We start from the raw sequence: 13,240 nt of genomic DNA on the forward strand, positions 1-13,240 counted from the left end.
TTTGCGCCCCTTACAGCTTCATCAGGCTGGCGTCGTCGACCGAGGCCGAGTGACGGGACCGGAACAGCGACACGATGATCGCCAGGCCGACCACGACCTCGGCGGCGGCGACGACCATCGTGAAGAAGGCGATGATCTGGCCGTCGAGATTGCCGTGCATCCGGGAGAACGCGACGAGCGCCAGGTTGCAGGCGTTGAGCATCAGCTCGACGCACATGAACACGACGATGGCGTTGCGCCGGATCAGGACCCCTGCCGCACCGATGGTGAACAACAGCGAAGCGAGATATAGGTAGTTGACCGGATTCACTTGGCTGCCTCCTCTTCGCGGCCGCGGATCGCGTCCCGGCCCAGCCGCTCCTCGGAGCGCTGTTCGAGGGCCTTGAGGTCGTTGAGCGCCTGGGTCGACACGTCGCGGATCTGGCCGCGCTCGCGCAGCGTCTGCATGACGGTCAGCTCGGACGGGGTGCCGTCGGGGAGCAGACCGGCGATGTCCACTGCGTTGTGCCGGGCGTAGACGCCGGGGGCGGGCAGCGGCGGCAGGTGCTTGCCCTCGCGCACGCGCGCTTCCGACAGTTCGCGCTGGGTCTTGGCGCGCTCGGTGCGCTCGCGGTTGGTGAGGACCATCGCGCCGACCGTGGCGGTGATGAGCAGGGCGCCGGTGATCTCGAAGGCGAAGACGTAGTCGGTGAAGATCAGCTTGGCGAGGCCCTGGACGTTCCCGGCCGCGTTGGCCTGGCCCAGTCCGTTGAACTCCGTGATCCCGGCGTTGCCGATGCCCGCGATGAGCAGGATACCGAAGCCGATGCCGCATCCGGCGGCCAGCCAGCGCTGCCCCTTCAGCGTCTCCTTCAGCGAGTCCGCCGCCGTCACACCGACCAGCATGACCACGAACAGGAACAGCATCATGATCGCGCCGGTGTAGACGACGATCTGGACGATGCCCAGGAAGTACGCCCCGTTGGCGAGGTAGAAGACCGCCAGGATGATCATGGTCCCGGCGAGGCACAGCGCGCTGTGCACGGCCTTCTTCATCAGGATCGTGGCCAGCGCGCCGAGCACGGCGACCGTCCCCAGAATCCAGAACTGCACGGCCTCGCCCGTGGAGGCGGCAGCGGCGAGCACCATGTCGGGTGCGGCGGCGAGGGTGCTGGTCATGCCCCCACCACCTTGCTGGAAGCGGGCTCGTCCGCACCGAAGGTGGAGGCGCCCTCCTGGGGCCGCTCCCCCCGGCTCAGCGCGACCTGCTGCACCGTGCCGGGCGCGGCCTCGGTGACCAGGCCGCGGTAGTAGTCCTGCTCGTCCGTGCCCGGGAAGATCGAGTGCGGCGAGTCGACCATGCCCTCGGTGAGACCGGCCAGCAGCTGGTCCTTCGTGTAGATGAGGTTCTCGCGGCTGCTGTCGGCCAGTTCGAACTCGTTGGTCATCGTGAGCGCCCGCGTGGGACACGCCTCGATGCACAGCCCGCACAGGATGCAGCGGGCGTAGTTGATCTGGTAGACGCGGCCGTACCGCTCGCCCGGGGAGTAGCGCTCCTCCTCGGTGTTGTCCGCGCCCTCCACGTAGATCGCGTCGGCGGGACAGGCCCAGGCGCACAGCTCGCAGCCGACGCACTTCTCCAGGCCGTCGGGGTGCCGGTTGAGCTGGTGACGGCCGTGGAAGCGCGGCGCCGTCACCTTCGGCGTCTCCGGGTACTGCTCGGTCAGCCGCTTCTTGAACATGGCCTTGAAGGTCACGCCGAAGCCGGCCACGGGGTTCTGCCAGGGGGTCCGGGGGTCTTCGCCCCGGGAAGCTGCATCAGACACCGTCAGCCTCCTTTCCGTCACTCTCAGTAGCAATGCCCTCAGTATTGCCGCCGCCACTGACAACGAGCTCCCGCTCCTGCCGGGACCGCCTGCGCGGCACTGGCGGCAGGGTCTGTCCGGGCAGCGGAGGCACCGGGAATCCCCCGGCCATCGGGTCGAACGCGGGCAGGTCCTCGGGTTCCTCGTGCTTCGAGCGGCGGAACATCTCCCACACGTACGAGATGAGCAGTACGGCGAGGACCGCCCCGGCGACGTAGAAGACGATCGACCGGAACTCGACGCCCTCGCGGGTCAGCGCCCGCATCGTCGCGACCAGCATCAGCCAGACCACCGACAGCGGGATGAGGACCTTCCAGCCCAGCTTCATCAGCTGGTCGTAGCGCACGCGGGGAAGCGTGCCGCGCAGCCAGATGAAGAAGAACAGCAGCAGCTGCACCTTGAGGACGAACCAGAGCATCGGCCACCAGCCGTGGTTCGCGCCCTCCCAGAACGAGCTGATCGGGTACGGGGCCCGCCAGCCGCCCAGGAAGAGGGTGACCGAGACCGCCGAGACGGTGACCATGTTGACGTACTCGGCCAGCATGAACAGCGCGAACTTGATCGAGCTGTACTCGGTGTTGAAGCCGCCGACGAGGTCGCCCTCGGACTCCGGCATGTCGAAGGGGGCGCGGTTGGTCTCGCCGACCATCGTCACGACGTAGATCAGGAAGGACACCGGCAGGACGACGATGAACCACTTGTTCTGCTGCTGCGCCACGATCTCCGAGGTGGACATCGACCCGGAGTAGAGGAACACCGAGGCGAAGGCCGCGCCCATGGCGATCTCGTACGAGATCATCTGCGCGCAGGAGCGGAGCCCGCCGAGCAGCGGGTAGGTGGAGCCGGACGACCAGCCCGCGAGCACGATGCCGTAGATGCCGACGGAGGCCACCGCGAGGATGTAGAGCATCGCGATCGGCAGGTCGGTGAGCTGCATCGTGGTGCGCGTGCCGAAGATCGAGATCTCGTTGCCGGGCGGTCCGAAGGGGATCACCGCGATCGCCATGAAGGCGGGGATGGCGGCGACGATCGGGGCCAGGATGTAGACGACCTTGTCGGCGCGCTTGACGACGAGGTCTTCCTTCAGCATGAGCTTCACGCCGTCGGCGAGCGACTGGAGCATGCCCCAGGGGCCGTGCCGGTTGGGGCCGATGCGCAGCTGCATCCAGGCGACGACCTTGCGCTCCCACACGATGGAGAAGAGCACGGTGACCATCAGGAACGCGAAGCAGAAGACGGCCTTGATCGCGACGAGCCACCAGGGGTCCGTGCCGAACATGGACAGGTCTTCCGCGGCGAGTGTGTACGTCGTCATGCCGTCACCTCCGTCGAAGCACTGGACGCGGCCTTCGCGGGCGAGAGGGTGACCAACTGGCCGGGGCGGGCCCCGGTGTCGGAGAGGACGCCGCCGCCGACCGAGTTCATCGGCAGCCAGACCACCCGGTCGGGCATCGCGCTGACCTGGAGCGGCAGGGTCACGGTTCCGGCCGGGCCGGTGACGGCCAGCGCGTCGCCGTGCTGGACGCCGGTCTCGGCGGCGGTGGCGGCGGACAGCCGGGCCACGGCTGCGTGCCGGGTTCCGGCGAGGGCTTCGTCGCCGTCCTGGAGCTTGCCCTGGTCGAGCAGCATCCGGTGTCCGGCGAGGACGGCCTCCCCGGCGCCCGCGCGGGGCAGCGGCCGGGAGGTCTCCAGCGGTACGGACGCGTGCGGCCCGTCCCAGGCGCCGAGCCGGTCCAGTTCACGCCGTACGGACTTCAGGTCCGGCAGCGCGAAGTGCACGTCCATCTCGTCGGCCAGCATGTGCAGCACCCGGGAGTCGCTCGGGGCGAGGGTGCGCGTCATCTGCTCGGGCTTCAGCGCGGCCTCGAACATCCGCGCCCTGCCCTCCCAGTTGAGGAAGGTGCCGGGCTTCTCGGCGACCGCGGCCACCGGGAAGACCACGTCGGCCTTGTCGGTGACCTCGCTGGGCCGCAGCTCCAGCGACACCACGAAGCGGACCTCGTCGAGCGCCGTGCGCGCCCGCGCGGGGTCCGGCAGGTCCGCCGGGTCGACGCCCGCGACGACCAGGGCGAGGAGTTCGCCGGTCGCGGCGGCCTCCACGATCTGGCCGGTGTCGCGCCCGTACCGGTGCGGGAGTTCGGCGACGCCCCACGCGGAGGCGACCTCCTCACGCGCCCGGGGGTCGATCGCGGGACGCCCGCCGGGCAGCAGCGACGGGATCGCGCCCGCCTCGACGGCCCCGCGCTCTCCGGCCCGGCGCGGAATCCACACCAGTTCGGCGCCGGTCGCCGATGCGGCTCGTACGGCGGCGGTCAACGCGCCCGGCACACCGGCCAGGCGCTCGCCGACGACGATGACCGCACCGGGCTCACGCAGCGCGTCGGCCGCCGTGACCCCGTCGGCCTCCAGGCCCGCGTGTCCGGCGAGCGCGTCGAGCCACTCGGTCTCGGTGCCGGGGGCGGCGGGGAGCAGGGTGCCGCCCGCCTTGGTGAGGCCGCGGGTGGCGTGCGAGGCGAGGGCGAAGGTGCGCTGGCCGTGCTTGCGGTGGGCCTTGCGCAGCCGCAGGAAGACGCCGGGCGCCTCCTCCTCGGACTCGAACCCGGCGAGCAGGACCGCCGGGGCCTTCTCCAGGGTGGTGTACGTCGTGCCCGTGCCGTCGAGGTCGCGGCCGCGTCCGGCGACGCGGGAGGCCAGGAAGTCGGCCTCCTCGCTGCTGTGCACGCGGGCCCGGAAGTCGACGTCGTTGGTGTCGAGGGCGATACGGGCGAACTTGCCGTACGCGTACGCGTCTTCGACGGTGAGCCGACCGCCGGTCAGCACTCCGGCGCGGCCGCGCGCGGCGGCCAGCCCCTTCGCGGCGAAGGCCAGCGCCTCCGGCCAGCTCGCGGGCTCCAGTTCACCGGTCTCGGTGTTGCGTACGAGAGGAGTCTTCAGCCGGTCGGGCCGCTGGGCGTACCGGAAGCCGAAGCGCCCCTTGTCGCACAGCCACTCCTCGTTGACCTCCGGGTCCTCGGCGGCCATGCGCCGCATGACCTTGCCGCGCCGGTGGTCGGTGCGGGTGGCACAGCCACCGGCGCAGTGCTCGCAGACCGACGGCGTCGACACCAGGTCGAAGGGCCGGGAGCGGAAGCGGTACGCGGCGGAGGTCAGCGCGCCGACCGGGCAGATCTGGATCGTGTTGCCGGAGAAGTACGACTCGAACGGGTCGCCCTCGCCGGTGCCGACCTGCTGGAGCGCACCGCGCTCGATCAGCTCGATCATCGGGTCGCCCGCCACCTGGTTGGAGAACCGGGTGCAGCGTGCGCAGAGCACGCACCGCTCGCGGTCCAGGAGCACCTGGGTGGAGATCGGGACGGGCTTCTCGTACGTCCGCTTCTTGCCCTCGAACCGGGAGTCCGGGTCGCCGTGCGACATGGCCTGGTTCTGCAGGGGGCACTCGCCGCCCTTGTCGCAGACCGGGCAGTCCAACGGGTGGTTGATCAGGAGCAGTTCCATCACGCCGCGCTGCGCCTTGTCGGCGACCGGCGAGGTGATCTGCGACTTGACGACCATGCCGTCGGTGCAGGTGATGGTGCAGGAGGCCATCGGCTTGCGCTGGCCCTCGACCTCGACGATGCACTGGCGGCAGGCGCCGGCCGGGTCGAGGAGGGGGTGGTCGCAGAACCGGGGGATCTCGATGCCGAGGAGTTCGGCGGCCCGGATGACCAGGGTGCCCTTGGGGACGCTGATCTCGATGCCGTCGATGGTGAGGGACACGAGGTCCTCGGGCGGAACCGCCGCCTCCCCTCCCCCGGAGGGAGCACTGTTGGTCGTGACGGTCATGCGTTCACCTCCAGGTGCTTGTCGGCCCAGAGAGTCGACTTGGCGGGGTCGAAGGGGCAGCCCTTGCCGGTGATGTGCTGCTCGTACTCCTCGCGGAAGTACTGGAGCGAGGAGAAGATCGGCGAGGCCGCACCGTCTCCGAGCGCGCAGAAGGACTTGCCGTTGATGTTGTCGGCGATGTCGTTGAGCTTGTCGAGGTCGGACATCTGTCCCTTGCCGGCCTCGATGTCACGCAGCAACTGGACGAGCCAGTACGTGCCTTCGCGGCAGGGCGTGCACTTGCCGCAGGACTCGTGGGCGTAGAACTCGGTCCACCGGGTGACGGCACGCACCACGCAGGTGGTCTCGTCGAAGCACTGGAGGGCCTTGGTGCCGAGCATGGAACCGGCGGCGCCCACCCCCTCGTAGTCAAGGGGTACGTCGAGGTGCTCGTCGGTGAACATCGGGGTGGAGGAGCCGCCCGGCGTCCAGAACTTCAGCCGGTGTCCGGGGCGCATTCCGCCGCTCATGTCGAGCAGTTGGCGCAGCGTGATGCCCAAGGGGGCCTCGAACTGCCCCGGGTTGGCGACGTGCCCGCTCAGCGAGTACAGCGTGAAGCCCGGGGACTTCTCGCTGCCCATCGAACGGAACCATTCTTTGCCCTTGTTGAGGATCGCGGGAACGGATGCGATCGACTCGACGTTGTTGACAACAGTGGGACACGCATAGAGCCCGGCGACCGCAGGGAAGGGAGGACGCAGCCGGGGCTGGCCGCGACGGCCTTCGAGCGAGTCGAGCAGCGCGGTCTCTTCTCCGCAGATGTACGCGCCCGCCCCCGCGTGCACGGTGAGTTCGAGATCGAGTCCGCTGCCGAGGACGTCCTTGCCGAGGTATCCGGCCTCGTACGCCTCCCGCACGGCCTCGTGCAGCCTGCGCAGCACGGGGACGGTCTCTCCGCGCAGGTAGATGAAGGCGTGGTTCGAACGGATCGCGTAACACGCGATGACGATGCCCTCGATGAGGCTGTGCGGGTTCGCGAAGAGGAGCGGGATGTCCTTGCAGGTCCCCGGCTCCGACTCGTCGGCGTTGACCACCAGATAGTGCGGCTTGCCGTCGCCCTGCGGAATGAACTGCCACTTCATCCCGGTGGGGAATCCGGCGCCGCCGCGACCGCGCAGACCCGAGTCCTTCACGTACGCGATGAGGTCGTCCGGGGTCATCGCGAGGGCCTTGCGCAGGCCCTCGTACCCCTCGTGCCTGCGGTACGTCTCCAGCGTCCAGGACTTCGGGTCGTCCCAGAAGGCGGAGAGGACGGGCGAGAGCAGCTTCTCGGGGCTGTCCCCGTTGCCGTTGCTGTTGATCTCGGCTGCCAAGGTCATCACTCCCCCTCCTCGGACGAGGGTCCTGCCGGGTGCTGCTCGGGTGCCGCGGCCGGGTCGGAGGCCGAGGTGTGCTGGGGCGCGTCGTGCGAGCTGAGGTGCTCGGCGCCGCCCCTCGGGGCGTCCTGCTTGCGCTCACCGCGCGGTGCTACGACGCGGGGCTGGCCCAGCGCCTCCCCCTTGGCGAGCCGGAGCCCCAGCAGCGACGCGTGCCCGGCGCCGCCGGAGGCCTCGACCGCGCCGGGGCGCTCGTCGGGGAAACCGGCGAGGATGCGGGCGGTCTCCTTGTACGTGCACAGGGGGGCGCCCCGGGTGGGCTCGACGGGGCGGCCGGAGCGCAGGTCGTCGACGAGCTTCTTGGCCGACTCCGGGGTCTGGTCGTCGAAGAACTCCCAGTTGACCATCACCACGGGGGCGTAGTCGCAGGCGGCGTTGCACTCGATGTGTTCGAGGGTGACCTTGCCGTCGCCGGTGGTCTCGTTGTTGCCGACCCCGAGGTAGGTCTTCAGCTCCTCGAAGATGGCGTCGCCGCCCATCACCGCGCACAGGGTGTTGGTGCAGACGCCGACCTGGTAGTCGCCGGACGGCTTGCGCCGGTACATCGTGTAGAAGGTGGCGACGGCGGTGACCTCGGCGGTGGTCAGGCCGAGCACCTCCGCGCAGAACTGCATTCCCGTACGGGAGACGTAGCCCTCCTCGGACTGCACGAGGTGCAGCAGCGGCAGCAGTGCGGAGCGGCTGTCGGGGTAGCGGCCGATCACCTCCTTCGCGTCCGCTTCCAGGCGGGCCCGGACCTCGTCCGGGTAGGCGGGGGCGGGCAGTTGGGGCATGCCCAGTGACACATCGGTCATCGGTCGACGCCTCCCATCACGGGGTCGATGGACGCGACGGCGACGATGACGTCGGCGACCTGGCCGCCCTCGCACATCGCCGCCATGGCCTGGAGGTTGGTGAAGGACGGGTCGCGGAAGTGGACCCGGTAGGGGCGGGTGCCGCCGTCGGAGACGACGTGCACGCCGAGTTCGCCCTTGGGGGACTCGACGGCCGCGTACGCCTGCCCGGCCGGGACCCTGAAGCCCTCGGTCACCAGCTTGAAGTGGTGGATCAGGGCCTCCATGGAGGTGCCCATGATCTTCCTGATGTGGTCGAGGGAGTTGCCGAGGCCGTCCGCGCCGATGGCGAGCTGGGCGGGCCAGGCGATCTTCTTGTCCGCGACCATGACGTCACCGGGCTTCTTCAGCCGCTCCAGGCACTGCTCGACGATGTCGAGGGACTGGCGCATCTCTTCGAGCCGGATCAGGAAGCGGCCGTAGGAGTCGCAGGTGTCGGCGACGGGGACCTCGAAGTCGTAGGTCTCGTAACCGCAGTACGGGTCCGTCTTGCGCAGGTCGTGCGGGAGCCCCGCCGAGCGGAGCACCGGACCGGTCGCCCCGAGCGCCATGCAGCCGGTGAGGTCGAGGTAGCCGACGTCCTGCATGCGGGCCTTGAAGATGGGGTTGCCGGTGGCGAGCTTGTCGTACTCGGGGAGGTTCTTGCGCAGGGTCTTCAGCAGCTCGTGGAGCTTGTCCATGGCGCCGGGCGGGAGGTCCTGGGCGAGGCCGCCGGGTCGGACGAACGCGTGGTTCATGCGCAGGCCGGTGATCAACTCGAAGGCGTCCAGGATGAGTTCGCGGTCCCGGAAGCCGTAGATCATGATCGTGGTCGCGCCGAGCTCCATGCCGCCGGTGGCGATGCACACCAGGTGCGAGGAGAGCCGGTTGAGCTCCATCAGCATGACGCGGATGATGCTGGCCCGGTCCGGGATCTGCTCGGTGATGCCGAGCAGCTTCTCGACGCCCAGGCAGTACGCCGTCTCGTTGAAGAACGGCGTCAGGTAGTCCATGCGCGTGACGAAGGTGGTGCCCTGCGTCCAGTTCCGGAATTCGAGGTTCTTCTCGATGCCGGTGTGGAGGTAGCCGATGCCGCAGCGGGCCTCGGTGACGGTCTCGCCGTCGATCTCCAGGATCAGCCGGAGCACGCCGTGCGTGGACGGGTGCTGGGGGCCCATGTTGACGACGATGCGCTCGTCGTCGGCCTTGGTGGCGGCCTGGACGACCTCGTCCCAGTCGCCGCCGGTGACCGTGTAGACGGTGCCCTCGGTGGTCTCGCGGGCGGAGGCAGAAGAAGGGGGTGTGGTCACGAGTACGACCTCCGCTGGTCCGGAGCCGGGATCTGGGCGCCCTTGTACTCGACGGCGATGCCGCCGAGGGGGTAGTCCTTGCGCTGCGGGAAGCCCTGCCAGTCGTCCGGCATCATGATCCGGGTCAGGGCGGGGTGGCCGTCGAAGATCAGGCCGAAGAAGTCGTACGCCTCGCGCTCGTGCCAGTCGTTGGTCGGGTACACCGAGACCAGCGAGGGGACGTGCGGGTCGGCGTCGGGGGCGCTGACTTCGAGCCGGATGAGCCGCCCGTGGGTGAGCGAGCGCAGGTGGTAGACCGCGTGCAGCTCGCGTCCCTTGTCCTCCAGGAAGTGCACGCCGCTGACGCCGGTGCACAGCTCGAAGCGCAGCGCCGGGTCGTCGCGGAGGGTGCGGGCGACCTGGAGCAGGTGCTCGCGGGCGATGTGGAAGGTGAGCTCGCCCCGGTCGACGACCGTCTTCTCGATGGCGTGCGAGGGCAGCAGGTCCTGCTCCTCCAGCGCCCCCTCCAGCTCGTCGGCGACCTCGTCGAACCACCCGCCGTACGGGCGGGACGATTCGCCGGGGAAGGTGACGGTCCGTACGAGACCGCCGTAACCCGTCGTGTCCCCGCCGTTGTTGGCGCCGAACATGCCCTTGCGGGTACGGAGCACCTCGCCGCCCGCGTCGCGCGGGGCGGGGACTCCGTTGGCAGCGCTCTCGTCTCGCTCGCTCACCGCAGCAGCCCCTTCATCTCGATCGTGGGGAGCGCCTTGAGGGCCGCCTCCTCCGCCTCGCGGGCCGCTTCTTCCGCGTTCACGCCGAGCTTGGAGGACTGGATCTTCTGGTGGAGCTTGAGGATCGCGTCGATCAGCATCTCGGGGCGCGGCGGGCAGCCGGGGAGGTAGATGTCGACCGGCACGATGTGGTCGACGCCCTGCACGATGGCGTAGTTGTTGAACATGCCGCCCGACGAGGCGCAGACCCCCATGGAGATCACCCACTTGGGGTTCGGCATCTGGTCGTAGACCTGTCGCAGGACGGGCGCCATCTTCTGGCTGACCCGTCCGGCCACGATCATCAGGTCCGCCTGCCGCGGCGAGCCGCGGAAGACCTCCATGCCGAAGCGGGCCAGGTCGTACCGGCCCGCGCCCGTCGTCATCATCTCGATGGCGCAGCAGGCGAGGCCGAAGGTGGCGGGGAAGACGGAGGACTTCCGCACCCAGCCAGCGGCCTGTTCGACGGTGGTGAGCAGGAATCCGCTCGGCAGTTTCTCTTCGAGTCCCATGGGTGATCCCTCAGCCCCTCAGTCCCATTCCAGGCCGCCGCGACGCCATACGTACGCGTACGCGACAAAAACGGTGAGCACGAAGAGGAGCATCTCGACGAGCCCGAAAATCCCCAGGGCGTCGAAGGAGACCGCCCAGGGGTAGAGGAAGACGATCTCGATGTCGAAGACGATGAACAGCATCGCCGTCAGGTAGTACTTGATGGGGAAGCGTCCGCCGCCGGCGGGCGTCGGTGTGGGCTCGATGCCGCACTCGTACGCTTCCTGCTTCGCCCGGTTGTAGCGCTTGGGGCCGATAAGCGTGGCCATGACCACGGAGAAGATCGCAAACCCTGCCCCGAGGGCGCCGAGCACAAGGATGGGCGCGTAAGCATTCACCCTCCTCGCTCCTTCCAGTCGTCCTTGACCGTTGGACCGCGCCGGGCTCGTGCCTGCCCCGGAGCGGGGGGCCGGTGCGCCTCGCCGTTCTCCGCGGAAGAACCGTATGAAGATCGCGGATATGTGAGGCAGTTCACAAGCCTGACTGCCCCGCATCCTATGCCTGCCGGTCTGTGATCTGCGACACGGGGTACGACAACGACTTTGTGATCTCCACCACCTGACGAAGGATCATGAACGCGGATGCACGGTGATCTACGTACCGGAAGCACGCAAGTGATCACCTGACGTGACATTCGGTGGCGTTGTTGCTGGTGAAAGGCGTGTTGCTCTATCAAGAGGTGGCCGCTGCAAGCAAATTGGAGGTGGACGCGTCGGCGTGATACAGCCACCGCACGCTCGGTCGGCCGGCCCGATTCGGCTCGAACTCACCCGCGCGAGGGGGTCCGCGGAGGCGGGTGGACACGTGCACGCGTTCACGAACGCACGAGCCGGACACCGACTCCGTCGGCCAACTCCCCGTTGCCCGCTCGCGGTGTGACCTGCGTCACGCTCAACAACGCGCCGGGAAAGCGGGCTTGGCCATGCGTGTGAACGGATGGTAGGCGTCGGGGCAATTCGGACTAATCGCGGAAAACCCATGATCACAGCGTTGATCGCCGATGCCCGTTTTGCCCGTTACGGCGTCAATAAGGGTGCGCCGAGGCCGAATTCGAGCCGCGTTCCGGCAACTGTGGCGGAGACCACGTTTCTTGATGCCGAGTCGTTACCTCTGATAGCGGTTGTTCTCATGTCCCACACCGCTCACATACCCAGCCACCGGAAGCCCCGCCGCAGCGCCTCGAAGATGGCGCTCCGTGCCGGAGTTGCCGGTGGCGTCCTCAGCACCATCGCGGTTGCTGGTGCGGCGGCTCCGGCAAGTGCCGACCCGGTGCACGAGACCACCGTCGAGATGCCGACGCTCACCGACGCCGCTGCCGCGAAGCCCGCCTCCACCGTCAGCACCGCTGCCGAGGCGACCCAGCAGATCGCCTTCGAGTACGACCGGCAGGCCCGCCAGGAGGCGGCCGCCGAGACCGCCCTGAAGGACGCCAAGAAGGCCAAGGCCGAGGCGGACCGCAAGGCGGAGGCCGAGAAGAAGGCCGCCGAGGCCCGTGAGAAGGCCGAGAAGAAGGCCGCCGAAGAGCGCGCCTCGCGCTCCTCGGACCGCTCTTCCCTGAGCTCCTACTCCTCTTCCTCCTCTTCTTCTTCCTCCTCCTCCAAGTCGACTGCCACCGGCAGCGCGGCCGCCGTGATCGCGTTCGCGCGGGCGCAGGTCGGCGACGCGTACGTCATGGGCAGCACCGGCCCGAACGCGTGGGACTGCTCGGGCCTCACCCAGGCCGCGTTCCGCAGCATCGGCGTGGACCTGCCGCGCGTCTCGCAGGGTCAGTCGACCGCGGGCACGCAGGTCGGCCTGGACAACCTCCAGCCGGGCGACATCCTGTACTGGGGTGGCGCGGGCAGCGCGTACCACGTGGGCATCTACGTGGGTGGCGGCAACTTCGTCGGCGCGCAGAACTCCAGCACCGGTGTGGTGGAGCGGCCGCTGTCGTACGACCCGCCGACCGGCGCCGTGCGCGTGCTCTGATCGCTTCCTTCTCCTCGGCCAAGGGCCGTCGTTCCCCCGCTCGGGAACGACGGCCCTTCGTCGTGCGCGGCCGGGACTCGCTTCGTCCCGCCCGCGCCCGTCCCGCGCCCGTCGTGCGCGGCCGGGGCCGTCTCAGGCCCCGGGGGTCCAGTCGGCCCGTCGGCCCAGGTAGTTGAGGAGCAGCGCCACGTCGTCCGCGTCGGCGGCCGGTTCGACGGCCGCCGCGAAGGCGAAGCCGCGCACCGGCTCCACCAGTTCCCGGGCGACCGGCAGCAGGGTCCGGGCCAGCTCCGGGGTCAACGGGGAGGGTCGCCCGGTGGCGACCGCGATGTCCCAGGCGTGGACGACGGCGTCCAGCGCGGCCGCGCCGACCGCGAGTTCGGCGGACAGCGTGAACGGCGGCAGCGGCACGGGCACGGCGCTGTCGTCGGGCTTGACCCCGGCGAAGGCCTCGGCCGTACGGCTCAACGCCGGGTCGAGGAGGGCGGCCGCGGACTGCTCGTCCCCGAACGCCGTCGCGGCCGGGGCGAACGGGTCGTAGCCCGGCCCCTCCCCGCCGGTGATCTTCTCGGCGTACATGAGCTGGTCGCCGGCCGCGTGCCGGAGCACCTGGGCGACGTTCCATTCCGTGCAGGGCGTCGGCGCGGTCCACTGCTCCGCCGCCACGCGGATCGCTGCGGTGCGGATCGCGCGGTGTGCTTCGTCGAGTACGTCCCACTGGGTTGAGGTCATGGCGTCAACCTACGGCTCAGGACGTGCCCCCGC

13 protein-coding genes are annotated in these 13,240 nt (G+C 69.4%); 1 reads left to right on the top strand and 12 read right to left on the bottom strand.

Annotated elements, in window-relative coordinates; translation table 11 throughout:
• Positions 1-10: 10 nt before the first annotated feature.
• Genes nuoK through ACIO3O_RS32500 form a run of 11 tightly spaced genes read right to left on the bottom strand, consistent with a single transcriptional unit; the run spans position 11 to position 10,845 of the window.
• Complete coding sequence (nuoK, locus tag ACIO3O_RS32450; protein ID WP_189554133.1) at positions 11-310, bottom strand: NADH-quinone oxidoreductase subunit NuoK; 300 nt, start codon at positions 308-310, stop codon at positions 11-13.
• Positions 307-1,158, bottom strand: coding sequence for an NADH-quinone oxidoreductase subunit J (locus ACIO3O_RS32455; protein ID WP_401752139.1), 852 nt, complete (start codon positions 1,156-1,158; stop codon positions 307-309). The genes nuoK and ACIO3O_RS32455 overlap by 4 nt, the downstream gene beginning before the upstream one ends.
• Positions 1,155-1,805, bottom strand: a complete 651-nt coding sequence (gene nuoI, locus ACIO3O_RS32460; protein WP_401752141.1) for an NADH-quinone oxidoreductase subunit NuoI — start codon at positions 1,803-1,805, stop codon at positions 1,155-1,157. The genes ACIO3O_RS32455 and nuoI overlap by 4 nt, the downstream gene beginning before the upstream one ends.
• Positions 1,798-3,159, bottom strand: coding sequence for an NADH-quinone oxidoreductase subunit NuoH (gene nuoH / locus ACIO3O_RS32465; protein ID WP_401752143.1), 1,362 nt, complete (start codon positions 3,157-3,159; stop codon positions 1,798-1,800). The genes nuoI and nuoH overlap by 8 nt, the downstream gene beginning before the upstream one ends.
• On the bottom strand, positions 3,156-5,666 hold the full coding sequence (locus tag ACIO3O_RS32470) for an NADH-quinone oxidoreductase subunit G (protein WP_401752145.1): 2,511 nt from the start codon (positions 5,664-5,666) through the stop codon (positions 3,156-3,158). The genes nuoH and ACIO3O_RS32470 overlap by 4 nt, the downstream gene beginning before the upstream one ends.
• Positions 5,663-7,024, bottom strand: a complete 1,362-nt coding sequence (gene nuoF / locus ACIO3O_RS32475) for an NADH-quinone oxidoreductase subunit NuoF (RefSeq protein ID WP_401752147.1) — start codon at positions 7,022-7,024, stop codon at positions 5,663-5,665. Before nuoF ends, ACIO3O_RS32470 begins: the two co-directional genes overlap by 4 nt.
• Complete coding sequence (nuoE, locus tag ACIO3O_RS32480; RefSeq protein ID WP_401752393.1) at positions 7,024-7,854, bottom strand: NADH-quinone oxidoreductase subunit NuoE; 831 nt, start codon at positions 7,852-7,854, stop codon at positions 7,024-7,026. Before nuoE ends, nuoF begins: the two co-directional genes overlap by 1 nt.
• A gap of 17 nt (positions 7,855-7,871) precedes the next feature.
• Positions 7,872-9,203 carry an NADH-quinone oxidoreductase subunit D gene (locus tag ACIO3O_RS32485; protein ID WP_401752149.1) on the bottom strand — a complete coding sequence of 444 codons (1,332 nt, stop codon included), beginning with the start codon at positions 9,201-9,203 and terminating at the stop codon, positions 7,872-7,874.
• Positions 9,200-9,916 (bottom strand): NADH-quinone oxidoreductase subunit C, encoded by a 717-nt coding sequence (locus ACIO3O_RS32490; protein ID WP_401752150.1) that lies wholly within the window; start codon positions 9,914-9,916, stop codon positions 9,200-9,202. Before ACIO3O_RS32490 ends, ACIO3O_RS32485 begins: the two co-directional genes overlap by 4 nt.
• Positions 9,913-10,467 carry an NADH-quinone oxidoreductase subunit B family protein gene (locus ACIO3O_RS32495; RefSeq protein WP_055509252.1) on the bottom strand — a complete coding sequence of 185 codons (555 nt, stop codon included), beginning with the start codon at positions 10,465-10,467 and terminating at the stop codon, positions 9,913-9,915. The genes ACIO3O_RS32490 and ACIO3O_RS32495 overlap by 4 nt, the downstream gene beginning before the upstream one ends.
• An 18-nt stretch (positions 10,468-10,485) precedes the next feature.
• The gene (locus ACIO3O_RS32500) at positions 10,486-10,845 is read right to left on the bottom strand and encodes an NADH-quinone oxidoreductase subunit A (RefSeq protein WP_189821185.1); all 360 of its coding nucleotides are present in this window, start codon (positions 10,843-10,845) and stop codon (positions 10,486-10,488) included.
• 790 nt (positions 10,846-11,635) lie between these two features.
• On the opposite strand from ACIO3O_RS32500, the gene ACIO3O_RS32505 reads away from it, so the two are divergent.
• Positions 11,636-12,475 (top strand): C40 family peptidase, encoded by an 840-nt coding sequence (locus tag ACIO3O_RS32505; RefSeq protein WP_401752152.1) that lies wholly within the window; start codon positions 11,636-11,638, stop codon positions 12,473-12,475.
• 132 nt (positions 12,476-12,607) lie between these two features.
• Here ACIO3O_RS32505 and ACIO3O_RS32510 read toward each other — a convergent pair whose 3' ends face one another.
• The gene (locus tag ACIO3O_RS32510; RefSeq protein ID WP_401752154.1) at positions 12,608-13,207 is read right to left on the bottom strand and encodes a TIGR03086 family metal-binding protein; all 600 of its coding nucleotides are present in this window, start codon (positions 13,205-13,207) and stop codon (positions 12,608-12,610) included.
• Positions 13,208-13,240 lie beyond the last annotated feature (33 nt).

Source organism: Streptomyces sp. NPDC087440, assembly GCF_044744005.1.
Classification (GTDB): Bacteria; Actinomycetota; Actinomycetes; order Streptomycetales; family Streptomycetaceae; genus Streptomyces.

Excerpts from the sequence above, each read along its gene's own strand:
- ACIO3O_RS32455 (WP_401752139.1), bottom strand. The coding sequence starts at position 1,158 with ATGACCAGCACCCTCGCCGCCGCACCCGACATGGTGCTCGCCGCTGCC.
- nuoH (WP_401752143.1), bottom strand. The coding sequence starts at position 3,159 with ATGACGACGTACACACTCGCCGCGGAAGACCTGTCCATGTTCGGCACG.
- ACIO3O_RS32470 (WP_401752145.1), bottom strand. The coding sequence starts at position 5,666 with ATGACCGTCACGACCAACAGTGCTCCCTCCGGGGGAGGGGAGGCGGCG.
- nuoF (WP_401752147.1), bottom strand. The coding sequence starts at position 7,024 with ATGACCTTGGCAGCCGAGATCAACAGCAACGGCAACGGGGACAGCCCC.
- nuoE (WP_401752393.1), bottom strand. The coding sequence starts at position 7,854 with ATGCCCCAACTGCCCGCCCCCGCCTACCCGGACGAGGTCCGGGCCCGC.
- ACIO3O_RS32495 (WP_055509252.1), bottom strand. The coding sequence starts at position 10,467 with ATGGGACTCGAAGAGAAACTGCCGAGCGGATTCCTGCTCACCACCGTC.
- ACIO3O_RS32505 (WP_401752152.1), top strand. The coding sequence starts at position 11,636 with ATGTCCCACACCGCTCACATACCCAGCCACCGGAAGCCCCGCCGCAGC.
- ACIO3O_RS32510 (WP_401752154.1), bottom strand. The coding sequence starts at position 13,207 with ATGACCTCAACCCAGTGGGACGTACTCGACGAAGCACACCGCGCGATC.